This window comes from Collinsella sp. CLA-ER-H7 (genome assembly GCF_040092345.1).
GTDB lineage: Bacteria > Actinomycetota > Coriobacteriia > Coriobacteriales > Coriobacteriaceae > Collinsella.
In genome coordinates this window covers 60,080-84,793 of the sequence record NZ_JBBNLT010000002.1, presented here as the reverse complement: position 1 = coordinate 84,793, position 24,714 = coordinate 60,080, and the positions used below count along the sequence as shown (strand labels likewise).

General features: G+C 60.5%; 21 protein-coding genes. 13 read left to right on the top strand and 8 right to left on the bottom strand.

Annotation, left to right across the window (positions count from 1 at the left end; genetic code table 11):
- The first annotated feature begins 58 nt into the window (after window positions 1-58).
- From AAAX75_RS01755 to AAAX75_RS01735, 5 genes are all read left to right on the top strand, one after another.
- The gene (locus AAAX75_RS01755; RefSeq protein WP_349090877.1) at window positions 59-1,063 is read left to right on the top strand and encodes a LuxR C-terminal-related transcriptional regulator; all 1,005 of its coding nucleotides are present in this window, start codon (window positions 59-61) and stop codon (window positions 1,061-1,063) included.
- Between the two features lie 155 nt (window positions 1,064-1,218).
- Window positions 1,219-5,586, top strand: coding sequence for a hypothetical protein (locus tag AAAX75_RS01750; RefSeq protein WP_349090876.1), 4,368 nt, complete (start codon window positions 1,219-1,221; stop codon window positions 5,584-5,586).
- Window positions 5,587-5,978: 392 nt separating this feature from the next.
- The gene (locus AAAX75_RS01745) at window positions 5,979-7,976 is read left to right on the top strand and encodes a toprim domain-containing protein (RefSeq protein WP_349090875.1); all 1,998 of its coding nucleotides are present in this window, start codon (window positions 5,979-5,981) and stop codon (window positions 7,974-7,976) included.
- Between the two features lie 45 nt (window positions 7,977-8,021).
- The gene (locus AAAX75_RS01740) at window positions 8,022-10,262 is read left to right on the top strand and encodes a DNA gyrase subunit A (protein ID WP_055286741.1); all 2,241 of its coding nucleotides are present in this window, start codon (window positions 8,022-8,024) and stop codon (window positions 10,260-10,262) included.
- Between the two features lie 248 nt (window positions 10,263-10,510).
- Complete coding sequence (locus AAAX75_RS01735; RefSeq protein ID WP_349090874.1) at window positions 10,511-11,605, top strand: ATP-binding protein; 1,095 nt, start codon at window positions 10,511-10,513, stop codon at window positions 11,603-11,605.
- Between the two features lie 107 nt (window positions 11,606-11,712).
- Here the strand turns inward: AAAX75_RS01735 and AAAX75_RS01730 are convergent, their stop codons facing one another.
- Window positions 11,713-12,243 (bottom strand): flavodoxin family protein, encoded by a 531-nt coding sequence (locus AAAX75_RS01730; protein WP_349090873.1) that lies wholly within the window; start codon window positions 12,241-12,243, stop codon window positions 11,713-11,715.
- A 321-nt stretch (window positions 12,244-12,564) separates the two neighbouring features.
- Between AAAX75_RS01730 and AAAX75_RS01725 the strand changes: the two genes are divergently transcribed.
- Window positions 12,565-13,485, top strand: coding sequence for a hypothetical protein (locus tag AAAX75_RS01725; protein ID WP_349090872.1), 921 nt, complete (start codon window positions 12,565-12,567; stop codon window positions 13,483-13,485).
- A gap of 616 nt (window positions 13,486-14,101) precedes the next feature.
- On the opposite strand, the gene AAAX75_RS01720 is transcribed toward AAAX75_RS01725, so the two are convergent.
- Genes AAAX75_RS01720 through AAAX75_RS01700 form a run of 5 tightly spaced genes read right to left on the bottom strand, consistent with a single transcriptional unit; the run spans window position 14,102 to window position 16,983 of the window.
- Entirely contained in the window at window positions 14,102-14,578 is a 477-nt protein-coding gene (locus AAAX75_RS01720) for a flavodoxin (protein WP_349090871.1), read from the bottom strand.
- A 14-nt stretch (window positions 14,579-14,592) separates the two neighbouring features.
- The gene (locus AAAX75_RS01715) at window positions 14,593-15,462 is read right to left on the bottom strand and encodes an aldo/keto reductase (protein ID WP_349090870.1); all 870 of its coding nucleotides are present in this window, start codon (window positions 15,460-15,462) and stop codon (window positions 14,593-14,595) included.
- 4 nt (window positions 15,463-15,466) lie between these two features.
- Window positions 15,467-15,793 (bottom strand): carboxymuconolactone decarboxylase family protein, encoded by a 327-nt coding sequence (locus AAAX75_RS01710; protein WP_349090869.1) that lies wholly within the window; start codon window positions 15,791-15,793, stop codon window positions 15,467-15,469.
- Between the two features lie 13 nt (window positions 15,794-15,806).
- Window positions 15,807-16,238 (bottom strand): cupin domain-containing protein, encoded by a 432-nt coding sequence (locus AAAX75_RS01705; protein ID WP_152068645.1) that lies wholly within the window; start codon window positions 16,236-16,238, stop codon window positions 15,807-15,809.
- 22 nt (window positions 16,239-16,260) lie between these two features.
- A complete protein-coding gene (locus tag AAAX75_RS01700) occupies window positions 16,261-16,983 on the bottom strand; it encodes a dihydrofolate reductase family protein (RefSeq protein WP_349090868.1) in 723 nt (240 codons plus the stop codon).
- Between the two features lie 132 nt (window positions 16,984-17,115).
- Between AAAX75_RS01700 and AAAX75_RS01695 the strand changes: the two genes are divergently transcribed.
- A complete protein-coding gene (locus tag AAAX75_RS01695) occupies window positions 17,116-17,583 on the top strand; it encodes a MerR family transcriptional regulator (RefSeq protein WP_349090867.1) in 468 nt (155 codons plus the stop codon).
- A gap of 435 nt (window positions 17,584-18,018) precedes the next feature.
- Here the strand turns inward: AAAX75_RS01695 and AAAX75_RS01690 are convergent, their stop codons facing one another.
- A complete protein-coding gene (locus tag AAAX75_RS01690) occupies window positions 18,019-18,120 on the bottom strand; it encodes a TetR/AcrR family transcriptional regulator (protein WP_218565035.1) in 102 nt (33 codons plus the stop codon).
- A gap of 195 nt (window positions 18,121-18,315) precedes the next feature.
- Between AAAX75_RS01690 and AAAX75_RS01685 the strand changes: the two genes are divergently transcribed.
- The 6 genes from AAAX75_RS01685 to AAAX75_RS01660 are packed head-to-tail and all read left to right on the top strand — an operon-like array spanning window position 18,316 to window position 22,939.
- Window positions 18,316-19,044, top strand: coding sequence for a lantibiotic protection ABC transporter ATP-binding protein (locus tag AAAX75_RS01685; protein WP_138374932.1), 729 nt, complete (start codon window positions 18,316-18,318; stop codon window positions 19,042-19,044).
- Window positions 19,041-19,811 (top strand): hypothetical protein, encoded by a 771-nt coding sequence (locus tag AAAX75_RS01680; protein ID WP_349090866.1) that lies wholly within the window; start codon window positions 19,041-19,043, stop codon window positions 19,809-19,811. Before AAAX75_RS01685 ends, AAAX75_RS01680 begins: the two co-directional genes overlap by 4 nt.
- Window positions 19,811-20,626, top strand: coding sequence for a lantibiotic ABC transporter permease (locus AAAX75_RS01675; protein WP_349090865.1), 816 nt, complete (start codon window positions 19,811-19,813; stop codon window positions 20,624-20,626). The genes AAAX75_RS01680 and AAAX75_RS01675 overlap by 1 nt, the downstream gene beginning before the upstream one ends.
- Window positions 20,619-20,807, top strand: coding sequence for a hypothetical protein (locus tag AAAX75_RS01670; RefSeq protein WP_349090864.1), 189 nt, complete (start codon window positions 20,619-20,621; stop codon window positions 20,805-20,807). The genes AAAX75_RS01675 and AAAX75_RS01670 overlap by 8 nt, the downstream gene beginning before the upstream one ends.
- Before the next feature lie 45 nt (window positions 20,808-20,852).
- On the top strand, window positions 20,853-21,515 hold the full coding sequence (locus AAAX75_RS01665; RefSeq protein ID WP_227789913.1) for a response regulator transcription factor: 663 nt from the start codon (window positions 20,853-20,855) through the stop codon (window positions 21,513-21,515).
- Between the two features lie 26 nt (window positions 21,516-21,541).
- Entirely contained in the window at window positions 21,542-22,939 is a 1,398-nt protein-coding gene (locus AAAX75_RS01660) for a HAMP domain-containing sensor histidine kinase (protein ID WP_349090863.1), read from the top strand.
- A 662-nt stretch (window positions 22,940-23,601) separates the two neighbouring features.
- On the opposite strand, the gene AAAX75_RS01655 is transcribed toward AAAX75_RS01660, so the two are convergent.
- Complete coding sequence (locus tag AAAX75_RS01655; RefSeq protein ID WP_015760583.1) at window positions 23,602-24,639, bottom strand: AraC family transcriptional regulator; 1,038 nt, start codon at window positions 24,637-24,639, stop codon at window positions 23,602-23,604.
- Window positions 24,640-24,714 lie beyond the last annotated feature (75 nt).

Genomic DNA, 24,714 nt, shown 5'->3' with positions numbered 1-24,714 from the left:
GTCCCGAGCAACAGGAGTACAATTGCTGCTATTGTTGCCAGCTGTTGGGAGATGGAAGATGGACTGCGATGGCTACCCATGCGTTCCCATGCCGTTGATGTGCACTGCCTTTGTGCCGGGGCAGATTGACGCTGCGGTTGCAGGCATTTCCGACCCCGATTCACGCACCATCGCCACGGCAGAAGCGCTGTACTTTCGCGGACAGGCCGCCCTCGCTGCCAAGACGGCGCGCCCCTATCTTGACGCCACCGATTCCGCACTGCGCTGTTCCGCATGCTTTATCTGCGGATACGCCAGCCTGTCGCTCAACCGTATCGCCGACGCCCGCCGTTGTCTTGCGGGCATCCTCGATACGCCAACTGACGAGGAATCACCCGCCGTCCACGCCACGCATATCCTGTTCGCCTCGGCCGCAAGCGTCCTGCTGCACTTGTCTTCCCCGTATTCTGCCGAAGAGTTTTATCCGCTTGCGGCGGATCTGCCCGAAGGCCTGCGCCTGTTCGCCAGCTACGTGATGGCGCATGCCCTGTACCTGCGCGGCGAATATGGCCGCAGTCTGGGCATGGCGGAAAACGCCCTGATCATGAAACAGGGGAGCTATCCGATCTCGGAACTGTTCCTGCACCTGGCAGCTTCCATGGCATGCATGAGTCTCAAAGACGTCGACGCCGCAAAAACGCACTTCGGAGCCGCTTGGGACATTGCGCGCCCCGACGGCCTTATCGAGCTCATCGGCGAACACCACGGCCTTTTGCAGGGACTCATCGAGGCATGCCTAAAATCGCAATACCCTGACGATTTCGCACGCATCATCGAGATTACGTATCGATTCAGCTACGGCTGGCGGCGCATCCACAACCCCGATTCGGGCGAGGACGTGGCTGACGACCTGACGACCACAGAGTTCACCATGGCCATGCTCGCCTGCCGCGGATGGACCAACGCCGAAATCGCACGCCACATGGGAGTATCGCCGGGCACCGTCAAAAACCGCCTATCCGGCGTATACGCAAAGCTTGGCATCGGCACACGCGCCGAGCTGGTCGCGCATATGTTACGTTAGCGACCGGACTACCAAGCGCATCGAACGCGTTCCGGAACCCGGCGCTTCGCTCGATCAATTTGGACATTTTGACCCTTGAATGGCACTACCGCCACGGGGCGCCTTCTCGCAAAATTGGATTATTTCCACCGATACCTGCGGGATAGGAGCCAAAGATGCTTGATCGCCGTTCGTTACTTGTTGCCGGAGCGTCCTCGCTGGCGAGCATTATGTTGCCGCGCGTGCCGGGAAGCGCAAACGCCTTCATATTGCCGTTCGCGCCCACCGAAGCCTATGCCGACGAAAAAGACCCTTTCAGGGTGCTCGTTCTCTCGCGCACCATGTTTGGTGTGGTCGTGGTCGACGTCGCCAACAAGAATACGCCCATCACGGGTGCCCAGGTCACGCTCACATCGCGCTATGCCGCAGGCAAGCAGCTCACCGCCACGACCGATGACGAAGGCACGGCCATCTTTGAGGTCGCGCCGCTTTCGGAAGGCTACGTGGACGAGGCAACGCTTCTCGACGCGTACGACTTTAACGGCGGCATTTCCATTAGCGTGGCGGGCTACCGTGATGTCGAGATTCCCCTCGCTCGCATTCTGGGCGGTACTGCCATTACCGCTCCCACGCGTCCGCTTTCCGACGGCGAGCCGTACTTCCGCCAGCTCACATTCGACGAATGGGACATCCAATACGCTGAAGCCACGTTCATGGCAATGCCAGCGGACGAAGCAGCAAACGACCAGCCCGACACGCACGCTTTTACCGTGCAGGCTCATCTGCCGCAGGGCGGGCAGGCAACGTTGCATATCAATAAAGTGATGCGCGCTGCGGGCAGCTCAACCGAAACCGTCACGCAGATCGGCCAGATCAAGGCCAGCGCATCGGGCGCGGATAATCTGGCGACGTTCACGCTCGAAGACACGTTCCTCGATGCAGCTTCGGGCCTTCTGGAGGAAGGGTGCAAGCTGCGCTTTATGCTCGACTACCAGGGCAAAACCTACACGCTCTCATCCCCTATGGCCGTTGTCACCGCGCCGGCCGCAAAGGCGGAATCGGGCTCGACCACCATCATTCCCACCACCATGGACCAAGAGATCACTCCGTTTGATTTCCCCGCGGCGTTTCCCGGTATCGGCGGCAATAAGTTCACGTGCTGGATGCCCACATTTCCCATTCTGTTCGATTTCTCGTTTGCTGGATACGTGCTGTTTGGCGGAGGGTACAAACCAGCTAGCTATATGAACGATTCGGGCAACCCTGATCCGGAATACTGGAAGAAATCGCCGCGCGAGTCGGGCGCCAAGCAGGCAAACCGCTACCTCGACGAGATGGAGGGGAAGTGGAATCAGTACAAGAGGATGAGTGCCGGTTCGGGCACCGATCCAAGAAACACCAAGCTCCTTCGCCACCATTGCACGCCGCTGTTCACGATGGATATCGCCACACAGCTGTACGGCTCGCTCGCCTACGATTGGGTGGGCAAAACCTGGGGCAACAACAACGACCCCGCATACGGCAATATTAAGGCCCTCTTCCAGGTAAGAACCGACCTCAATTGGACCGAGCAGTTTACCCTAGGACCGGTGCCATTTTTCCTAAACGTCAACCCCTGGGTGCTGGCAAAACTGGCGCTCGCCGTGGGTGCCCACACGCACGGCAGCGGCGCGGCGTTTTTTAAAAACATTTCGCTCGACTATTCAAACACGTCGGGCTCGTTCACCATCCAGATCGGGCTTGCCGTCACCTTTGGCGCCGGCGTTGCAGGCATCGCTTCGTCTGCCGTGCGCGGCGCCGCATCCCTCACGCTGTTCATTGGGTACGAGAAAGCAGATGGACACCAGCTTCCGCGACTGCGCGTGGGTGCAGACGTCGATGTCGATGTGATACTCCAGTTCGTAATGTTCAAGTGGACCACCAAGGCTTGGTCGGGGTCGTGGCCCACACTCCTCGATTCGTGGAATATGTCGGCGAACAATGGCGACCAGTATGTGCTCCAGCGCTCTGAGCTCGCATTGGGTGGAGATACGCCTTATACGCTGGATGCCTGCTTCGGCTCGGCCGGCAACATTGAGGCGGGCGGCGTGCCGCAATTTATCGCATCGGCCACCATCGTCACCAACGCCGAACTGCTCGCACGCGCCGAGGTTAAGGCCACTGCCGTAAACGCCGCGCCTGTCGTGCGCGATTGGGATCAAGCGGTCACGCGCATTGAGCTCGAGGCGGATGCAGAAAGCGACGACACGGGACAGATCGAGCATTTCGTCCATGCACTGATAGAGAACGACGAAAACGCCGCGCCGATGTATGAGTACACCTACATCGGTCAGGCAACGAACACCGTTGCCGACTCGAACGCCAATTCTGCCGGCGTGTCGGAGGACGAGCGTGGCGGCATAAAACCCTCGAGCGACAACGTGCTGTTTTCCGGCGTGCTCAGCGAAGCCCACATGAAGCTAACGATGATTGCCGGCGTGGAGTGCATATTCCGCATCGCCTCGGTGCGCTACGGCAAGAATGGTCGTTCGCGCCTGGTGGTGCATACAAAGACGAACGGCACGTGGTCCGCTCCCACACCCGTGGACTTCCCCCTTGGGTTTGGCGAGGGCGACGTGGAGCGCGACGGCATATACGATTACGACTTCGACGTGGTGGAATATACGGACGGGAGGGGAAACCAGGACGCTTACGTGCTGCTGGTCTCGGGCGAGCGCCCCGACGGCGACAACACCCTTTTCGATACGGCAAGCACAGCCGGCATACTGTCCGTTGTGCGCCTGCGCATAAGCAACGACGGAGTTCGCGTGATATCGCACACGTCGTGGCGCAGCATCTCGCGCGGCCGCCTTCAGGAGGATGGCTACCATTGCCTGCAGTGCCCACGCATCACGGTGGGCAAGACGCTGGTCGACGGACGTCTGTCGGGCGCCTACCTCCACCGCCGCGGAGCCACCGCAGAGAAGGCGCTCGGCAGCGAGGCCGAGGTTGCGCTGGAGTGCTTTACCCTGTGGTCGGACGTTTCGGGCGACAGTCTCACGTTCCGTCAGGTCCTCCGATTTCCGCAGGCACCGTCGAGCATCGAGCTGGGCGCGCCCGAGAATATCAACGGCAAAATGGTGGTGCCCGTTGCATACGAGACTGCAGACGGTTGCGGCTGCGCATCGTACGCCGTGATCGGCCAATCCATCGCGGGTTGGGGCGTTATGTCGCCAGATGCGACAGTACCCCACGCGGTGCCGTGGCCGCAGCACACGGGCTTTTTGGCTAACGTCAACGAGCAACTGCAGCATATTACTTGGGCACGAGGCGCATCGGCATTTGCAACGCAGCCCGTGGGCGCCGCGGGCTGTGGCCCGGCATCGTTTAGCGTAAGCAACAACGGCAGGTGCGTGCTCTATGTAGAGAACACCGATGGCAAGGTGGGGCAAACCTACGACGAAGAAGGCAACCCGGTAGCAGTGATGGGCAAGCACTTCCGCATCTTCGCCAGCACCTTGGCAGGCGATCTGTTTACGGAGTCGTTCGTGATGTGCGAGCTGGACCATCCCGTCGATCAGATAACGACATTTTTGACGTCGGGGAGCATGCTCTCCGCGCTCGCCACGCACATTGTGAGCGCGGAGAAGAGCGAGGCAGAACTACACGGCATCGAAGTGCCCTTGGTGGCGTGTGCCACTCCGACGGGCGCAGTCGCTACCTCGGGCGCGGTGGTGCCCGGAGCAGCAGGCGAATCCTTCATGGTCACGGTGCGAAACGACGGCAACACCTTGCTGACCGCCGGCACAATCGATCTGTACCGAGAGGGCTCCAGCCAGCCGTTCTCCAGCGCATCCATCGGGTTCGGAGCGAACACACGCATGGCATCGATCTACGATCCAGAGCTTGCCGAGGACGCTTCGGCCAACGACATGGCACACGTGAAGTACGCGCTCGAAACGCTGGGCACACCTTTTGCAACGCACCCGCTGGTAGCCGACAGTGGCAACGCCGTGCTGGCACCGGGTTGCACGGCACAGTTCCGCATGAGCTTCGCCATCCCCGAGAGTTGGAGCGATGAAGCGGGCAAACGTGTAACGCTATATGCGAAGGCGCGTAATCTGGTGGCGCTCGATCCCGTAACGCTCGAGGAAATTCGACCGGGCGCAAACTCGGCGCTGGGTGCCGTACTGCACGAGCTCCATGTGCCCGACGCGGCATGCGAACGCTCAGAAGTTCAGGTCGGCGTATACGACAGCGCGGATACGACAGGACTTCACGATGCACCGATGACGGCGGACGGCGGTGGCGGCTCAAGTGGCGGCGGTACTGACAAGGGCGGCGGCTCCGGCGGAAGCAGCTCCAGCAGTGGCAAGGACCACGGCACTAACAAGCGCTCCGGAAAAGCGGGCGCGCTTGCGGGCACGGGCGATGTCAACGCTCCCCTCATGGCAGCCGCAGCAGCACTCGCCGCAGCTGGTGCCGGCCTTGTCGCCTACAGCGCCCGCCGCACGGCGCTCGAAAACGACACCGCCGATGAGGTCAATTCTGATAAGCCTCACTAGCTCTCAGTTACCTTTGCGAGAGACGCCGACTCGGCTCATCGAACATCAAAATGGGCTGGTTCTGGATACCCAGAGCCAGCCCATTACGCATTAGATATCGTCAGAGGAGTCGAGTTCTGCCTCGAGCTTGGCACGCCGTCTTTTCGCCAACAATCCGCACGACACGTCTTCGACAGCGTATCCAACCGCAAACGCAGCAAGACACATTCGACCGTCTTCAAACTTACTCGGACAAAACCGACTCGGTTTTGTGCGAGTGAGCTCTTTTCAGCCTAAGCTCGAACGATTGTTCGATGGATTTCGTGTTGGTTGGAATCGCCTATGGGCTGGGCTATGCTACCTTGACTATCTATATGACTTAAACGCAGCAAAGGAGCACCGAGAGAGCGAGTATGGCAAAAAACACCGCAAACTATGGTAACGACAGCATCCGCCAGCTCAAGGACGAGGAACGCGTACGCCTGCGCCCTGCCGTCATCTTTGGCTCGGACGGACTCGATGGCTGCGCGCATGCCGCCTTCGAGATCCTGTCCAACGCCGTTGACGAGGCGCGCCAGGGCTACGGCAAGCTCATCACCCTTACCGCCTTTCGCGATGGTTCCATTCAGGTAGAAGACAACGGCCGCGGCTGCCCGCTCGACTGGAACCCTTCCGAGAAGCGCTTTAACTGGGAGCTCGTCTTCTGCGAGCTCTATGCCGGCGGCAAGTACAACAACAACCAGGGCGGCGACTACGACTTCTCGCTCGGCACCAACGGCCTGGGCTCGTGCGCGACTCAGTACGCTTCCGAATACATGGACGTCACGGTTTGGCGCGACGGCAACAAGTACTCCCTGCACTTTAAGAAGGGCAAGGTCGTCGGTGCCAAAAAGAAGGCACTCGAGATTGAGCCCAGCGACGAGAACCGCACCGGCACCACCATCAAGTGGCGCCCCGATCTTGAGGTCTTTACCTCGATCAGCATTCCCCACGACTGGTATCGCGAGACCATGCGCCGCCAGGCCGTGGTCAACGCCAACGTGACCTTCCGCCTGCGCATTGAGGGCGACGATGGCGAGTTTACCGAAGAGGATTTTTGCTATCCCAAGGGCATCGAGGACTACGTGCTCGAGAAGGTCGGTACCGACTACCTCACCGAGCCCTTCTTTATCGAGGCCGACCGTCGCGGTCGCGACCGCGAGGACCTGCCCGACTACAACGTGAAGATTACCGCGTGCATGTGCTTCTCGCGCACCTTCATGATGCAGGAGTACTACCACAACTCATCGTGGCTCGAGAACGGCGGTTCGCCCGAGAAGGCCGCCCGCAGCGCTCTGACCAGTGCCATCGATGCTTACATTAAGCAACAGGGCAAGTACAACAAAAACGAGAGCGGCATTAAGTGGCAGGATGTCCAGGACTGTCTGGTGCTGGTGACCAACTGCTTCTCCACCCAGACGTCCTATGAAAACCAGACTAAGAAGGCCATCAACAACCGCTTTATCCAGCAGGCTATGACGGCCTTCTTTAAGGAGCGCCTCTCGACTTACCTGATCGAGAACAAAGACGCCGCCAACAAGATCATGGAGCAGGTGCTCATCAACAAGCGCTCGCGCGAGAACGCCGAGAAGACGCGTCAGAGCATCAAGACCAACCTGCAGCAGAAGACCGACATGGCCAACCGCGTGCAGAAGTTCATCGACTGCCGCTCCAAGGACAAGAGCCGCCGCGAGATCTACATCGTAGAGGGCGACTCGGCAGCAGGCGCCATTCGTACCTCGCGCGATGCCGAGTTCCAGGGCGTTATGCCCGTCCGCGGTAAGATCCTCAACTGCCTGAAAGAGGACTACCCGCGCATCTTTAAGTCCGACATCATCATGGATCTCATGCGCGTGCTGGGCTGCGGTGTGGAGATCAAGGACAAGCGCATCAAGAACCTTGGCGCCTTCGACCTGGACAACCTCAACTGGAACAAGATCATCATCTGTACGGACGCCGACGTCGACGGTTATCACATCCGTACGCTCGTGCTCACCATGCTCTACCGCCTGGTGCCCACGCTTATCGACGAGGGCTACGTGTATATCGCCGAGTCACCGCTCTACGAGATCAACTGCAAAGAGAAGACCTACTTTGCCTACACCGAGCTCGAGAAGAACGGCATCCTCAAGGAGATTGGCGACCAGAAGTGCTCCATCAACCGCTCCAAGGGTCTTGGCGAGAACGACCCGGACATGATGTGGCTCACCACCATGAACCCCGAGACGCGTCGCCTGATCAAGGTGGAGCCCGAGGACGTCACCAAGATGGAGACCATGTTTAACCTGTTGCTGGGCAACGACGAAGCGGGCCGCAAGCGCCATATCTCCGAGCACGGCAAGGAATATCTGGACCAGCTGGACCTGCAGTAGCAGCAAATCGATAACGACGGCCCTTAAGAAGTTCAAGAGGATATCGTGGCAAAGAAGAAGACGAAGAACCAGCCGAAGAAAAAGCAGGTCAACGCCGAGAACGTCATCGGCCTGCACTCCGAGGTCACCGACCAGCCGATCACGCAGACGCTCGAGGTCAACTACATGCCCTACGCCATGAGCGTCAACGTCTCGCGTGCGTTCCCCGAGATCGACGGCTTTAAGCCCTCGCACCGCAAGCTGCTCTACACCATGTACAAGATGGGTCTGCTCAAGGGCGAGCGCCAGAAGAGCGCCAACATCGTGGGCCAGACCATGAAGCTCAACCCGCACGGCGATGCCGCGATCTACGAGACGATGGTGCGCCTGGCAACCGGCAACGAGGCGTTGCTCGCACCGTTCGTTGAGTCGAAGGGCAACTTTGGCAAGTACTATTCGGGCGACCTGAGCTACGCCGCCTCGCGTTATACCGAAGCCAAGCTCTCCCCCATCAGCGCCGAAATCTTCAAGGACATCGACAAGGACCCGGTCGACTTCGTCGACAGCTACGACGGTGCCATGAAGGAGCCGCGCCTGCTGCCCACCACGTTCCCCAACATCCTTGTCTCGGCCAACAAGGGCATCGGCGTCGCCATGGCGTCCGACATCTGCGGCTTCAACCTCAACGAGGTCTGCACCGCCACGATGCACTACCTGCAGGATCCCGATTGCGACCTGCTCGAGTACATGCCCATGCCCGACTTCTCGACCGGCGGCGAGATCATCTACCGCCGCGAGGAGATGGAAAAGATTATTGAGACCGGCCTGGGCAGCTTCCAGATTCGCTCCCGCTGGCGTTGGATTCCCGAAGAGCGCATCATCGAGGTCTACGAGATCCCCTACACCACCAAGACCGATGTCATCATCGAGCGCATCGTCAAGCTCTCCAAAGAGGGCAAGGTCAAGGAGATCGCTGACATCCGCGACGAAACCGACCTCTCGGGCTTGCGCATCGCCATCGACCTTAAGCGCGGCGTCGACCCCGACAAGCTCATGGCCAAGCTCTATCGCTCGACCACGCTGCAGGATTCGTTCTCGTGCAACTTCAACGTGTTGGTCGATGGTTACCCTCGCGTTATGGGCGTGCGTCAGATCCTGCACGAGTGGGTCAAGTGGCGTATTGAGTCCACGCGTCGCCGCATTAACTTTGACCTGGGAAAAAAGTCCGAGCGCCTGCACCTGTTGCACGGCCTCGAGGCGATCCTGCTCGACATCGACAAGGCGATCGCCATCATCCGTGGCACCAAGCTCGAGGCCGAGGTCGTGCCCAACCTTATGCGCGGCTTCGACATCGACGAGACCCAGGCCGAGTTTGTTGCCGAGCTCAAGCTCCGCAACATCAACGAGGAGTACATCCTCAACCGCACCAAGGACATCGCTAAGCTTGAGGGCGAGATTGCCGAGCTTGAGGAGATCCTCTCCAGCGAGGAGAACATCAAGAAGGTCATCAGCGACGAGCTGGCCGCGGTCAACAAGAAGTATGTGATGCCGCGCCGCACGGGCAGGATCGAGCCCCATGAGGTTATCGAAGTAAGCTTGGAGCCCGAGGTCGAGGAGTACCCGGTCACCATCATGCTCTCGCGCGATGGCTACCTTAAGAAGATGACGGACCGCGTACTCAAAAAGGCGACCACGCTCAAGTACAAGGACGGCGACAAACCCTTTATCGAGTTCCCGTCCTCCAACACGCACGAGCTGCTCGTGTTTACCAACAAGAGCCAGGTGTACAAGTGCAAGGTTGCGGCATTTGAGGACACCAAGTCGGCCCAGCTGGGCTCGTACCTGCCGACCGATCTTGAGATGGAACCCGACGAGAGTGTCATCTGGGTCATCGACCCCGAGGACTACAAGGCCGACGTGTTGTTCGTCTTTGAGAACGGCCGCGCGGTGCGCGTCGCGCTTTCTGGATACGTCACCAAGACCAACCGCAAACGCCTCAAGAACGCCATCTACGGCGGCAGCAAGCTGCTGTATGCCCAGGTGCTCAAGGAAGATCGCGACATCGCACTGGTCTCGAGCGACTATCGTTTGATGAACTTCAACACGTCGTTGCTCAAGACCAAGACGACTACCAACACGCAGGGCGTCCAGGCCTTTACGGCCAAGAAGGGCCGCTCGGTCACCACCGTCGGCACGACCGAGGAGATTCTTGGCGCCGGCGTCTCGGCCGAGAAGTTCACCGCGCAGAGCCTCCCCTCAGCCGGTGCCCTCATGAAGGAAAACGACATGCCGAGCCTGTTTGACTAGGTACCACGGCAACGAGACCGTTAGATACTTCGCAAAGCGACGAGGCCCGGAGCGCAACGGCATTGCGCCCGGGACTCGTCGTTTTTCTTCTCAACTATTTCTTAACGCAGATTAATTGATTTCTGCTTATTTTTCTGCGTTAAAAAATGTCAGCGTCACTGCTTCGATGCCCTTTGGTCGGTCGTTAGCAAAACTTGCAAAAATTAGCAAAACTTGCAAAAATTAGCAAAACTTGCAAAGGAGACACCATGGAGTACAGCAAGAACCCCTTTACCCCGACGTTCGGAAGTATCCCTCCCTTTCTAGCGGGTCGCGAGCATATTCTGCGTGACATCAACCGTGGTTTTATCAACGGCCCGGGAGATCCAAACCTGTCGACTATTTTTACGGGCGCAAGGGGAACGGGCAAGACGGCGCTTCTCTCGCTCCTTTCAGAAACGGCGCTTGAACACGGTTGGATCGCAGCAAATGTCTCCGCCATGCCAGGCATGCTCGAAGATATTATCGAGCGAACCAAAGAAGCCGCAGATAGCTACCTCTCACAGCCTCATGCGCGCATAAACGGCGTTCAAATTGGTCCAGTGGGCATCGATTGGACATATGCTCAAGAGGTCCAGGGCAACTGGCGCACACGCATGAATGGCATCTTTAAGCAACTCGAAAAACATGACATCGGACTTCTCATTACCATCGATGAAGTCACCGTCGATCTCGAAGAAATGCTTCAATTTGCCGCTGTTTACCAGCACTTTGTACGCGAAGGTAAAAAAGTTGCCCTACTCATGGCAGGACTGCCCTACAAAGTATCGGCGTTGCTGCGTAACGATTCCGTCTCGTTCCTCAGGCGTTCCCAATATCATCAGTTAGGACGAATCACTGACGTTGAAATTGCAAACGCGTTTCTCAAAACCGTTGAGGCCGGAGGACGTTCAATCACACCAGAAGCGCTCGAGAATGCTGTGAAGGCCGTCGACGGATTCCCCTACATGATGCAGCTCGTCGGATATCGCACTTGGGATGTTTCGGAGAACTCGCCCCAAATCAGTGCATCCGATGTCCAGCAGGGTTCCCTACTCGCACGCATGGAGCTGCGTGATCGCATTCTCGAAACGACCTATCGAGAGCTTTCCGATAAAGACATTGAGTTTTTACTCGCGATGCTGCCCGATTCTGGCCCCAGCAGGGTCTCGGAGATAGCCAAACGCATGGGCGTCGCCAGCAACTACGCAAGCCAATACAAACGCCGCCTTCTCGAGGACGGCGTCATCGGGGAACGCGGGCGTGGTCTCGTTGGCTTTGACATCCCCGCATTCAGGGAGTTCCTGAGCGAGAAAGTCTCCTAGCACGCGGAGATTGTCCATAAGGACATCAACGCATGGCAATCAGTAATCCTCTTGGTAAGGGAAGTAGGCTTTCCGCCAACGCTGATTGCCATGCGTTCTTCTTGTCCTTAGGCGAGCTTGCGAGCGAGCTCTCGCACCTCTTTCAACTTGGGCGACGATGCCATGCTGTCGCGCTCGGTCATACCGCTGATGGCGACAATGCCCTGGTCCTCCCACTTGCAGTACGCACAGGTCGACTTGTACATAGCGATCGCCGCATCATAGACGCCCTCGCTGTGGCTATCGAGTAAAAGGGCCGTCTTGGTGAACGGGAAGCCCGTAGCACCGAAGGCGTATAGGCGATCGATGGCGGCCTTCTCCTGCGCAGTGATATCAAACCAGTAGATAGGCGAAGCGAAGACAACCATGTCGGCGTCTTTCAGCGACTCGATCACGTTGGCCATGTCATCCTTCTGCACACAGGTGCCCTCGTGGGCGAAGCAATACTGGCACCCCAGACAACCAGCGATCTTCTTGCTGGCAACGCGGATGACCTCGACCGTATTGCCGGCCTCACGCGCGGTCTCAGCAAACGCCTCGACCATGGTGTCGGTATTGGCGCCCTTGCGCGGGCTACCGCTCAATACAACGATATTCATAAGAATCTCCCTTCTTCATGCCGCAGGCGCGCGGCATACATTTCGTTGTAACCAAAACGGATGGAGCTATTCAGTCGTCTGTAGATCGCATCTCTCGTTCGTGTTCTCTAGACACAATCTCATTGCCTAATAACTCCTCGGCCACCTTGATTCTCTCTCCGAGAATTGAACAGCAAATCGTTGCTCGCAAAGTATCGACTGTGAGAAAATTAGCTTGAGCTTTCTCCCTGCTCGCATAAGCGTTCGCGTGAAAGAGCCTAGCCGCATCGGCCAGGCGCAATATAGATCCGCGGAAATCGGCCTACGAATAAGGAGCGTCTTATGTATGGACAGCATGTTGCACCGCAGACCCATAACAAACGGACTGGCCTGTCTATCCGCGACGTCAAGCGTCATGCAGGCGCCAGAGTCGCCGCCTTCGGAGTAAGCATTCTTGTGGCAGGACTGCTTTTGCTACCCCGCACAGCACTGGCGACAGAAATGCCCGAAACCGATGTCGCAGCACCCATTACCTGCGACGAAGCCAACGCGGAAGGCAGCCTCACAGCTACCACCGTTGTCGACCATAACTATGACCTGGAGCTCCCTCCTGCCTTTATGTTGGTCCAGAATGAGGCGTTTGTATACGATTTCCCCGACAAACCCGAAGACTTCATCTACGGGCTTAACGACACCGTCCTTCTCTTCAAGATCGACACCGATACCGAAGGCCTTATAAAAACCGAGAACCCCAAAGAGGCCAGCGTCTCTATTGCCCTGACCATGATCGACAATCACGTTAGAGCAACCGTAGTCTTTACAGGCAGTTACGCCGACGACCAAATCCCTTACAGGCTGAACCTCAACAGCTCAGCCCACCTTGGCACACACGTTGACCGTGACTTCGACAGCGGGCAAGGGATTATGCACGAGACGCGGCACGATTACTACATCCGTTACATCTTCGACAGTGACGTGCACTTGATTGCAACCGATACGAGCGGTTCCAAACCCGATCCAAGTGTTAAGCCGATCCCAGAGGTCAAACCCGAACCGGAAACCAAGCCCGAGCCCGCACCGCAGCCCAAGACAGAAAAGCCCGCGGCAAATCCCGTTTCCACCAAGGCAGTAACGGCAGTTAAACCAGCCGGGACCACCCTACCCGTGACGGGCGACAACAGTGCGATGGCAACCGCCCTGAGTGTTGCCGGTGGTGTAGTTGCAGCAGTTGGCATTTCTGCAACAAGGCGTCGCAACCACTAGCCAGCATTTCGTACCCCGCAGACAAAGCTCTATCCCCGCTCCGATGAGCTTTACTCACCGAGAAGTTTCTTCCCCACGGAAATGAGTTTCTTTCCAACGGCCGCCTTCACGCCATCAACGCCCCGCGAAACCGTCGAAACAGACTGTGCCGAACCGCCATCGAGCTCTACCCCATCGCAAACAGTGTCGACGGCGTCTTCTGGCAACATTTTTGGTCGCCATAGCTCCGATTCGGCAGGGCCCAGTCTCCGCTCGATCTCGAGCAAGACTTGTAAGGAGTCCACAGTCAAGATCAACTACGGGAATCGTGACGAGCCGATACCGCCCGCATGCCCCCTTCGGAATAAGCGCTGAGCAGCTCCTGGGCGTGGGCGAACTCGGGCCCTCGCCTCCAACCAAGCAGGCGGTTGACTGCGAGATTTCCCTGGACGTTGTGAACGAAGAGCAGAGAGGTGACTGCCAGCCCCAGCTCCCGGGTCGCCCGGTGAAGGCGAGGAAGAAAGGCACGAAGGGAAACAGAGCGTTCCGTCGGGAAGTCGGAACGCTCTGTTTGCATTTTTGGGATTGTCCCAAATCCTTGCCAGCTCTGTGGCGGATGCCGAAAGCTGCAGATCGATTATCTACGGATTGTATTAATCCATGCCTGAATATCTTTCTCAGAAGTACGGAGCATGGATTCATCGAACTGCACATCGAGGCCCGGCTTCACGATTGCGCCCTTGCAGGCTTCCTCAAAGTCCTCCAGCGCGTGTCCCAGCCAGCCGCCATTGGTGGCAAACGGATACACGATCTTCCCGGTCAGGTCAGCCTGCTCCAGGAAACTGCGCATGGCAGGCGCAAAGGTGTACCACCAGACAGGAGAACCCAGGATGATGGTGTCGTAATCTCTCCAGCCAATGTGCAGCGGCTTCAGTTCCGGGCAATAACCCTCGGCAGTCTCACGCTGCCCCTGATTGACGACTTCATCATAATCGCCATCGTAGGGAACAACCGTATCCATACGAGCAATATCCCCGCCGATTTCCCTCTGGATCATCTCGGCGATGCGCTTCGTGTTGCCTCCGTAGGAGTAGTACAGAATCAAGGTTTTCATTTCACGCTTTCCCCTCATGCAAGAGGCTTTCCGCTGAACACGGGGAATGCGCTGAATTCACCATAGCTGGCAATGCGCTCCATGTTCTTGAGAGTTTCCATGTCTTCCTCGGAGATCGCGAAATCCACGTCTGCGTTGCTTTCCATGTGGGCGGGATCTGCCGTCTTGGGAAGCGCGACGGCTCCAAGCTGAAGGACATAGCGGATGCAGAGCTGGGCGGCAGATATGCCGTACTTCTCTGCCATCTTAACGATCGCCGGATTCTTCAGCGCCTCGCCGTGGGCGATGGGAGAGTATGCCTCCACCTGAATGCCCTGCGCCTTGCAGAAGTCCACCAATGCCGAATCGGTGTTGGTGATGTGCAGGAGGATCTGATTGACCATGGGCATCACGCGGCAAGAGCTCAGGAGGTTCTCAAGGTCATCTTGCAGGAAGTTGGACACGCCGATTACCTTGACCTTGCCCGCCGCCCGCGCATCCTCCAACGCACGCCAGACCTCTTTGTTCTCCTCGAAATAGCGCTTCTCCACACGGAACTCGCTCCACGGCTGGGGAGAGTGGATGATCATCTGGTCGAGGTAGTCGAGCCCCATCCTCTCTAGCGTCTCATCGATGGACTTCGCCGCATCCTCGTAGGTTTTCATCTCTGCTGCGATCTTGCTGGCGACGAAAAGCTCTTCCCGGCGAACGCCGCAGGTGCGCACACCCTCGCCGACGCCGCGTTCGTTTCCGTAGGCCTGTGCGGTGTCGATCAGGCGATAGCCCCGCTTTACCGCCTCACGAACGGCTTCCGCCGCCTTGGCATCGTCGATGAACCAGGTGCCCAGTCCCAGCTTGGGAACCTGAACTCCGTTTGCCAACGGGTAGGTTTCATTCAAGATCATCGTTCTACTCCTCGCCCCAGATATCCTTTGCCATGCGGAAAACCGCCCACGCCTTGGGCCAGCCGCAGTAGAAGGCTGCATGGGTCACGACCTCCGCGATTTCTTCTTTTGTAATACCGTTCTTCTTTGCCGCCGCCAGGTGATAGCGGAAGCTCTCATCGGTAAGCCCCTGAGCCATCAGCGCGACGACGGTCACGAGGGAGCGGTCGCGGAGGCTGAGCTGCTCCTCTCGGCTCCAGACCTCTCCGAAGAGCACGTCATCGTTCAGTTCCGCGAATTTCGGGGCGAATTCGCCCAGGGCATCTCTGCCTGCCGTCTGCTTGACTGCCATGTTTCGTTCCTCCCTACAGCCTTGCGTACTCTTCATGGGATACCGGCTCGCACCACTCGTTCTCGCAATTCTCGCCGGGAACCTCCACGGCGATATGGCTGAACCAGCTGTCCTTCTTCGCTCCGTGCCAGTGCTTGACGTTGGCAGGGATCATCACAACGCTGCCCTCGTGCAGGCTGACGGCGGCCTTGCCTTCCTCCTGGTACCAGCCCTCGCCAGCCGTGCAGAGCAGGAGCTGACCGCCTCCTTTATCCGCATGGTGGATATGCCAGTTGTTGCGGCATCCCGGCTCGAAGGTCACGTTGGCGGCGAACAGGCCGCCTTCCGGATCGGTCAGCGGATTCAGGAACGAATCGCCGGTGAAGTACTGAGCATAGGCGGTGTTCGCCGTTCCCGTGCCGAATGCGTTGACCTTCTCGAACTGCTCTTTTCGTTCATACCTCATAATTGAAACCTCCTGCTTAGGATTATCGATTCACGCCATAGCGCAGCCAGACCGCCCCGCCGTCCATGGCCTTCGCCTCTTTCAGCGTGAAGCCAAGGGCCTTGCTCTCCGAAATGCCTTCTGCGGCTCGGAAAACCGGCGGCGTATCCGGGCTCCCGTCTGCCGCCGCCGCCAACACGATGCTGATCTCATCGCACATCCCCGCTTGCAGGAACGACCAGTTCAGCACGCCGCCACCGCCCAGCATCAGGGTCTCGATGCTGATTTTTTCTTTCAGCTTGGAAAGGGCCAGGCCGTGATCCAGCTCCGTTTCTCCCGCGATGATGTACGAGATTCCCAGCTTTCTCAAAAATGCCCTGTAGGCGTTGCCGACCTGCTCTGTCAGCACCTCGACGACATGGGCGGTGGTGTCCACATAGCGCAGGGTGCTGCTTTTCCACCCCAGTTTGCCGTGGGGGTCCACGGAGACATAGAACATTCCGAAGTCCGGCTGCGCGATGAAATCACCTGCCGGAACGGCCGGCGCATCTTCGTCCAGGTCCGGCTTCCTGTAGAAGGTGAAGTTGTCGTCCGTCGTCACCCTGCCGGACAGCCAGCCCTGGTGATGGTAAAAGGGCTCTTTCCCGAAGGCGATGTCGTAGAACGTATCGCCCGCCGCTCTGCCCTGCGGCGTTCCCATGTAACCGCCCATGATCTTTCCGTCCAAAGCGCACATCATGTGGCAGAAAACATACGGCCTGTTCACGTTCGATTCCCCTCCTTATGATTGACAAACATTCTGTTTGGAAGCATGCTTCCTTTGAACTTCATGTGCATCCTAGAACTTGAAGTTAACTTTAAGTCAAGGAGTTCTGGAATAATTCGGAGGGATTTTCAGATGGTCTATACGGTGGGAGAGATGGCGAAGCTGCTGGGAGTTGCGGCGTCCACCTTGCGCTACTACGACAAGGAGGGGCTGCTGCCCTTCGTGGAGCGCTCCTCCGGTGGCATTCGCATGTTCCGGGAATCGGATATCGAATGGCTGCAGGTGATCGGCTGCATGAAGAAAGCCGGGATGTCCATCAAGGACATCCGGCAGTACATCGAGATGGCGCTGCAAGGAGACGACACCATCGATTTGCGCCTTGCCATGTTCCGACGCCAACAAGAAGTTCTGAAACAGCAGATGGCGGAATTGCAGCACACCATGGAGATGGTGGATTACAAGTGCTGGTATTACGAAACGGCGAAGGAAGCGGGTACGGTCGATGCCCCGCAGAAGATGGAGCTTGCCGAAGTCCCGGAACGCTTTCGGAAGATTCGGCAGGAGCTGCGCACTGCGCCGGGGACTGCGGCAACGATGTGACAAGACTGCTTAGGCAACGGCAGTCAGCCGCTTGATTATCACGGTAACTTTATCGTTCAAAAAGTACTACTAACAAACGACCACCTCGGCTATCCGCTGTTCGCGGATGAGCAGGGGAGCTCTTGTCGCCGGGACGGAACCTTTTTCAACTCGCAGGATAGCAGAATCACCTCGCAAGCCAGAATCAGCACGGGACGGCAGCGGCAGAACCGCCACCCTTAGATTACCCTCAAGCTGCCACTGGCAGCCCTGATTAAATATGCTAGGTATCTCGGGATAATGCTTTCGGTCGCATACGCGCAAGAGTGTCCGCTGATTGCAACTGGCTGTTCCCCTTCCTACGCCAATGGTGTGCAGACATCTTCGATATTCTTGCTCGTTATGGCGAAAATCACGTCTCCAGGGTTTGCCTTTTTCGATTTAGCGTATTGCTCTTCAGATCATCGTGGTGTGCTCGTAGCCGCGCTCCACGAGGAGCCGCTCGGCAACGTCGAGAATCTTCTCGACCGTCTCCTCCGGGTACTTATTGCGTGCCACGAGCACCTCCGTCCTTGTTATCGCGATAAACATACCATGAGTGGCGTACGAGTCGAGAAGGGCTGGCGCCAAAAGAGCCCAACGGCCGTTACAGCTTCGTTAGAAACGCGCCCCACCATGGATGTTGAACCCGAAAGGTAAGGCGCGCGGGCACGGCGACTCGGCCCGCGCGCCCGGAAGAGAAAGGATAAGCCCATGGGTTACATGCTCGAGACGCGCGGGCTCACCAAGCGCTTCGGCCGCGGCGACCAGGCGCAGGACGCCGTGGCCGACGTGAGCCTTCATATCCGCGAGGGCGAGGTGTACGGGCTGCTCGGCCCCAACGGCGCCGGCAAGTCGACAACGCTCAAGATGATCTGCGGGATGCTGCGGCCGACGGCCGGGGAGATCCTCTTTGCCGGGCACGCCTGGCGCCGCGAGGACCTCTACGCAATCGGCAGCCTCATCGAGGAGGCGCCGCTCTACCCCAACCTCACCGCGCGCGAGAACCTGCGCGTGCGCACCACGCTGCTGGGCCTTCCCGAGAGCCGCATAGACGAGGTGCTCGCCGCCGTGGACCTCGCGGACACCGGGAAGAAGCGCGCCGGGCGCTTCTCGATGGGCATGCGGCAGCGCCTGGGGCTCGCGCTGGCGCTGATTGCCCGGCCACGCCTGCTCGTGCTCGACGAGCCCACCAACGGACTCGACCCCATCGGCATCGAGGAGCTGCGCGACCAGATCCGCGGCTTCGCGGCGGCGGGCACGACGGTGATCGTCTCGAGCCACATCCTCTCCGAGGTGCAGCAGATGGCGGACACCATCGGCATCATCTACGGGGGGCGCCTCGCCTACGAGGATGCGCTTCGGCCCGGGCAGGACCTCGAGGAACTCTTCATGAGCGTCTGCCGGGAGGGGCGACGAGCGCGCGGGGAGGTGGCGGCATGACGGGCGAGAAAGGCGGCCTGCTCGCGGGCCTGCGTGCTGAGGCCCTGAAGTCGCGCCACGCGGCACCGGTTCGCCTGGCCGTGCTCATGGCGCTGCCGATGCCGCTGCTCGGCGCGATGCCCTACCGGGGCGTGCAGATCTTCAGCGCGTGGAACTACTGGTACGCGCTCTTCCTGCCCGTGGCTCTCTCGCTCGTGGTGGCTTGCGTCGCGCGGGCGGACGCGCGCACGCGGATGCGGGGGCTTCTAGGCTTGGGCTTCCCGCTCGGGCGCGCCTGGTGGGCCAAGGCGCTCTGGTGCCTCGCGCTCTGCACGCTCTCGAACCTCGTAGTCTTCGGCATCTACCTCGCGGGCTCGGCGTTCTCCTCGCAGGGCCTCACGGCCGCGGGCACGCTCACGATGTTCCTCTGCGCGCTCGCCAACACGGTGACCGCGGCGTGGATGATCCCCGCAGGGCTCTTCCTCACGGCGCGACTCGGCATGCTCGCGGGCATCTTCTGCCCGCTCGCCGCGCAGCTCGTGGGCGGGTTCGCCTGGTCGCTGGTGCCGCTGCCGCAGCTCTTTCCGCCGTCGGCGAGCATGGTCATCCCCACGAGCTTCATCCCCGTGCTGCCGAGCGGCGAGCCACTCGCGGCGGACATGGCGCTCGGCGGGGCGCTTACGGCGGACGGCATGCTCACACTGGCGGGCCTTGCGGTCTGCGCGCTCGCGTTCGCCGCGCTCACGGCGGCGGGCGCGGCCTGGTTCGCGCACTCCGAGGAGAGGTGATGGCCATGACACGACTCTCCGACCCGACGCCGCGCATGACTCTCCCGCGGGCCCTGCTCTCCGAGGCCCTGCGCCTGGCGCGCTCCCCGCTCACGGCGGTGCACCTCGTCTGCGGCCTGGCAGCCGGTCTTGCCTGCGGCGAGTACTTCTCCGTAACCCGATGGGACCCGGCGCTGGGCGCGGACGCCTACGCCCAGTTCCTCGGCGCCCTCATGCCGCTCATGTCCGCCATCGTCTGCGGGCTCGCCGTGGACGAGGAGCGCGCTGCCGGACGCCTCGCCAACCTCACGGCGGTCCCCTCGCGCGGGCGCGCCGTCGCGGCGAAGCTGCTCGCCCTTGCAGCGCTCGGCGCGGGCGCGCTGGCCGTGGCGCTCGGCGTGTTCGGAGCCGTGCTCGCCGTCGCCGGGCGCCTGCCGCTCGGGCCCGCTCCGCTTGCGGCCGCCTGGGCGGGCATCGTGCTGGGCAGCCTGCCCCTCTACGCGCTGGAGCTCGGCGTGGCCCTGCGCCTCGGCCGCAACGCCGTCATCGGCGCCGGCGCGGCGGGGATGCTCCTCGCGTTCTTCTCAGTGGGCGGACTTGCGCACGGCCTCATGACCGGCGAGCTCACCGGTGCCCTGGCGACGCCCCTGAGCTGGGTGCCGCTCGCCTGGCCCGCGCGCCTGGGATCGCTCGGGGTAGAGGCCTTCATCGACGCCGCACGCGCGGCGGGCCCTCTCCTCACGACTGCGCTCGCTGGCCTCGTGCTCACCCTGGCAACCGCCGCCGTCCTTATCGCCTGGTTCTGCCGCTTCGAGGACGGGAGGGCAGATGCGTAGGAAGCCGCTCGCCGCCGTGTTCGCCCTCCTCTCCGCAGCGCTCGTCCTGGGCGGGAATGCCCTGCTCGTCGCCGGCTGGGGGTCGGCGCTGCGCTCGATCGCCGACCGCGTGCTGCCCAACCCTGAGATCGCCATGTGGGCGCCCGCGCCCGCGGCTGCGCGCGGGGCTCTGGACCGCTGAGCGCGGCGCAAGTACAATGCCGACGGGAGTTTCAGGAGGTCGAACATGGCGAGGATACTGGCAGTGGATGATGAACGGGCGATCCTCGACGCGCTCGCGCGCGTCCTCGGCCGCGACGGCCATGAGGTCGTCAAGGCAGCGGACCCGACGGCGGTCCTGGAGATGGACCTCTCGCGCTTCGACCTCGTGCTCTGCGACGTCATGATGCCGGGGCTCGACGGCTTCGAGCTCGTGCGGCAGATCCGCCCGGACTTCGACGGGCCCATCATCTTCCTGACCGCGCGCGTGGCCGAGGAGGACGCCGTGGCCGGCTACGGCCTGGGCGCCGACGACTACGTCCGCAAGCCCTTCGGGGCCGCGGAGCTGCGCGCCAAGGTCGCGGCCCATCTACGCCGTGAGCGCCGGCCGCGCTCGCACGCCCTCTCCTTCGGGGAGGTGCGGATCGACCTCGGGGCGCGCGGCCTCGCCGTGGGCGACGAGGCCGTGCCGCTCACGCCCACCGAGTACGCCATCTGCGAGTACCTCGCCCGCCACCCCGGGCAGGTCATGAGCCGCGCACAGATACGCGAGGCGGTGCTCGGCTGGGAGAGCGACGCCGACGACGCAGCCATATCCATGCAGGTCAGCCGCGCCCGGAGGAAACTCTCCGAGGCCGGCGCCGATCCGATCGCGACCGTCTGGGGGATGGGGTACAAGTGGCAGCTCTGAGGACCGGGGCGCGAGGTCGCGGGGGCATGCCGCTCTCCTTCGTCATCGCGCGCTACTTCGCCTACGCGTTCGCGGCGGTCGCCACGGCGTGGCTCGCCGCGTTCATGGCGCTCTCCGCGGCGATCAACGCGGGCTTCGTCTACGAGGCAAGCTGGGGGCCGGCCAATGCGCGCGAGGTCGCGGAGGGCCTGGCACGCGACGGCGTCTGCGGGCAGCAGGACGTGCCGACGGCGTACCGCTACCTCATCCTGAATAAGGACGGATACGTGCTGATGACAGACCTCGAGGGCACGCGGCTCGAGGACGCGACGGAAATGGCCCGTGCGGCACTCGCCGCGGATCCGGGCACAGTGGAGATCGAGGGCGGAGGCTCGGGCCTCACCTACGCCGCGTTCCCGCTCAAGGGCGGCGGGGCCTGCGCACTCGTCAGCGAGTACCTGCCGCAGTGGGTCTCGCGCGACCTCGCCGGCCTGCTTCCCAACCCGCAGAACCTCATGCTCGTCGGCGCCGCTGCGGGAAGCGCGCTCGCGCTCGCGCTCGTGGCGCGCCGTGCGAGCCGCGTGATCTCGCGCAAGATGGCGCCGCTCGCGGAGGCAGCGGGGCGCGTCGGCGCGGGGGATCTCGACTTCGCGGTCGGCAGCACTAACGTGCGCGAGGTGAACGACGTCCTCGCCGCGATGGACGCCATGCGGACCTCCCTCGCCGAGTCGCTCGAGGCCCGCTGGGCCGCGGAGCGGGGGCAGCGCGAGCAGGTGGCGTCGCTCGCCCACGACCTCAAGACGCCGCTCACCGTGCTGCGCGCCAACGCCGACTTCGTGGCGGAGGAGCTGGAAGACGAGAAAGACGCCGACCTCGCGGCCGCCGCGCGCGACATAGCCGGCAGTGTCGAAAGGCTCGACGGCTACGTGCGCCTGCTCATCGAGGCCTCGCGCGGGTCCGGCGGGGCGGAGAGGGCCCCCATGCGGCCGGCCGAGCTCTGCGAGCAGGTCCTCGCCGAGGCCGCCCAGATCGCCCGGGCGCGAGGCGTGACGCTCGACGCGGCCACGGGCCCTGCTGTCGCGGGCGCGCCCGAGGCCCCGCTCGACCGAACCGCCCTGGCGCGAGCCGCCGCGAACCTCGTGGCCAACGCCGCCGAGCACGCGCGCTCGCGCGTGGCGGTCTCCTGCGACGTCGAGGGCGGCCACCTCGTCATCGAGGTGTCCGACGACGGACCGGGCTTCTCTCCCGCCGCCCTCGAACGCGGCTGCGAGCGCCTCTTCACAGACGACTCCTCCCGCTCCTCGCGCGACGGAGGCCGCCACTACGGGCTCGGCCTCCACGCCGTCTCCGAGGCCGCGAGCGCCCACGGGGGCTCCGTCTCGCTCGCCAACAGCCCCTCGGGCGGCGCGGTGGCCACCATCGCTGTCCCCCTGTGCGGGGCCTGACGACTCAGGCCCCGCACACCGGCGTGGCTCGCAATCAAACGCTTCCATCTTGAAATACGGGGAGTAAATAGCGAAATCGCAGGTGAAGGGGAGTAAAACGACAAAGAAAAAGCCTCCGTTCCAACATGGGAACGGAGGCTCGATAATCGAGTTTACTCACCAATGTCGCTGGTGGCTTTGCCGTAACTCTCGTACGAAACGAAACTCAGGAGCACAGTGCGGCACTCAAAAGTGCAGGTCAGAACCCTGTCAGCCTACTCCCACTCGATAAAACAATAGTGTTTCATTTTTACGATTTTGTCCTCGTTTTATCCGTGGTTTTTTCTCGTTGTCAGCTGTATTCGGTTAGCCTCTCTCAGAGAAAACTCATCCCAAACTCAGCTCTTTTCATTTTGCCATTTCGTGAGTTTTACGCCTGAGTTTCGACGAAGGATGGATTTGGTGCGCGGCCTGCGAAAACCCGCTATCCCCGTTCGATTGAATCCTTTTCTTTCGAATGAAACACCCATCGAGAACGCGACTACGATAAGGGTTCTTGATGCCCTTCATTTCGAGTCGGCTTGCCAAGCATCATTCTGATCGAAACTCAAAGGGGGCAAGTTCGCTCTTCAGAAGGATTTCGCTGTCATTTCAGGGCAAACTCACGACGTCTCCGAAGATAGCTAAGAATGAGATTCCGCCTCGCTGACGCAGGAGCGCCCGCTTGCGAGAACACCCAGTAATTTCGATTCCGGGTCGTCATCGAAAGCGACCTTCGCGATCGATCTCCACTTGCGTGGGGGCATGCCGACCGATTTCGCGAAGAGGGCGGAAAAGCTTGTTGCTCGTGCATACCCGCAACGATGCGCTACCTCGTCTATGCTCATATCATGGTCGGTGAGCAGTCTTTTCGCCAGCTCGATTCTTTCCGAGGAGACGAACTCGGTCACTGTCAATCCCGTCACCTGCTTGAATGTCTTCTTGAATTTGGTTGACCCCATGTTCGCGGCCTCGAGCAGATCCTTCTGCCTGATCGCACCGCCTAGGTTGTTCTCGATGTACGATACGGCTCTCGCGATCGAAAGGCGGTCCTGCTCGGCCACTCCCTCGCACAGGCTCTCTCCCATCCTGAGCAGCCTTGCCATCACCAAGTTCGCGATTCCGGAATACAGGAGGCTCGCTTCCGGCCCCGGGATCTCCCTTGGAGTTATCTCGCCGAGCATCTCCGCTATTTCCGGATCCCAGGAAGCCTGGTTCCTAAGACCCTTCAGGCTGGTCGCTAGCGGTTTTAGCGCCTTGTCGATTCTTTCCCCGAAGACGCTTTGACAGTATTCGTCGTAGTACTCGATCTCCGTGTAAGAGAATCTCGCTTCTTTTGGAAGCAGGATCGAGCTTGTCTTGGGCTTTGCTTCCAGAAAGGCGGAAACGCTTGATTGCGGCATGAGGCCATGTCTTTCGCGGCGGACGGCGAAATAACCGCCAGAATCGAAACAGAAGGGCAGGGGTTCTTTCAAAGTGAAATCGCAGCAGACGACGGAGAAGAACCGCCGCGCCTCCCACGCCCAGTACCACCCCTCGCATCGGCATCCGTCGCCTTCGAAGAGGGCTCCCTCGCCGTTCCAACCGTCCGCCAAGACGAGGCCGATTGGCTCAAGCGAGGCCGCAAAGGTCTCCGCCGCGGCTTGGGCGGCGTGGGAGAACATCGTTTCCCTGTCGTACATCTTCCGATCCTTTTATTCGCGTTCGGACGCAATTCTTGCGCGCTCGGACTTTTCCCTCCAGGTGCAACCTGATTC

What these genes read in the sequence shown, in the direction of transcription:
- AAAX75_RS01755 (WP_349090877.1), top strand. Translation starts at nt 59, where the DNA reads ATGGACTGCGATGGCTACCCATGCGTTCCCATGCCGTTGATGTGCACT.
- AAAX75_RS01750 (WP_349090876.1), top strand. Translation starts at nt 1,219, where the DNA reads ATGCTTGATCGCCGTTCGTTACTTGTTGCCGGAGCGTCCTCGCTGGCG.
- AAAX75_RS01745 (WP_349090875.1), top strand. Translation starts at nt 5,979, where the DNA reads ATGGCAAAAAACACCGCAAACTATGGTAACGACAGCATCCGCCAGCTC.
- AAAX75_RS01735 (WP_349090874.1), top strand. Translation starts at nt 10,511, where the DNA reads ATGGAGTACAGCAAGAACCCCTTTACCCCGACGTTCGGAAGTATCCCT.
- AAAX75_RS01730 (WP_349090873.1), bottom strand. Translation starts at nt 12,243, where the DNA reads ATGAATATCGTTGTATTGAGCGGTAGCCCGCGCAAGGGCGCCAATACC.
- AAAX75_RS01725 (WP_349090872.1), top strand. Translation starts at nt 12,565, where the DNA reads ATGTATGGACAGCATGTTGCACCGCAGACCCATAACAAACGGACTGGC.
- AAAX75_RS01720 (WP_349090871.1), bottom strand. Translation starts at nt 14,578, where the DNA reads ATGAAAACCTTGATTCTGTACTACTCCTACGGAGGCAACACGAAGCGC.
- AAAX75_RS01715 (WP_349090870.1), bottom strand. Translation starts at nt 15,462, where the DNA reads ATGATCTTGAATGAAACCTACCCGTTGGCAAACGGAGTTCAGGTTCCC.
- AAAX75_RS01710 (WP_349090869.1), bottom strand. Translation starts at nt 15,793, where the DNA reads ATGGCAGTCAAGCAGACGGCAGGCAGAGATGCCCTGGGCGAATTCGCC.
- AAAX75_RS01705 (WP_152068645.1), bottom strand. Translation starts at nt 16,238, where the DNA reads ATGAGGTATGAACGAAAAGAGCAGTTCGAGAAGGTCAACGCATTCGGC.
- AAAX75_RS01695 (WP_349090867.1), top strand. Translation starts at nt 17,116, where the DNA reads ATGGTCTATACGGTGGGAGAGATGGCGAAGCTGCTGGGAGTTGCGGCG.
- AAAX75_RS01685 (WP_138374932.1), top strand. Translation starts at nt 18,316, where the DNA reads ATGGGTTACATGCTCGAGACGCGCGGGCTCACCAAGCGCTTCGGCCGC.
- AAAX75_RS01680 (WP_349090866.1), top strand. Translation starts at nt 19,041, where the DNA reads ATGACGGGCGAGAAAGGCGGCCTGCTCGCGGGCCTGCGTGCTGAGGCC.
- AAAX75_RS01675 (WP_349090865.1), top strand. Translation starts at nt 19,811, where the DNA reads ATGGCCATGACACGACTCTCCGACCCGACGCCGCGCATGACTCTCCCG.
- AAAX75_RS01670 (WP_349090864.1), top strand. Translation starts at nt 20,619, where the DNA reads ATGCGTAGGAAGCCGCTCGCCGCCGTGTTCGCCCTCCTCTCCGCAGCG.
- AAAX75_RS01665 (WP_227789913.1), top strand. Translation starts at nt 20,853, where the DNA reads ATGGCGAGGATACTGGCAGTGGATGATGAACGGGCGATCCTCGACGCG.
- AAAX75_RS01660 (WP_349090863.1), top strand. Translation starts at nt 21,542, where the DNA reads ATGCCGCTCTCCTTCGTCATCGCGCGCTACTTCGCCTACGCGTTCGCG.
- AAAX75_RS01655 (WP_015760583.1), bottom strand. Translation starts at nt 24,639, where the DNA reads ATGTACGACAGGGAAACGATGTTCTCCCACGCCGCCCAAGCCGCGGCG.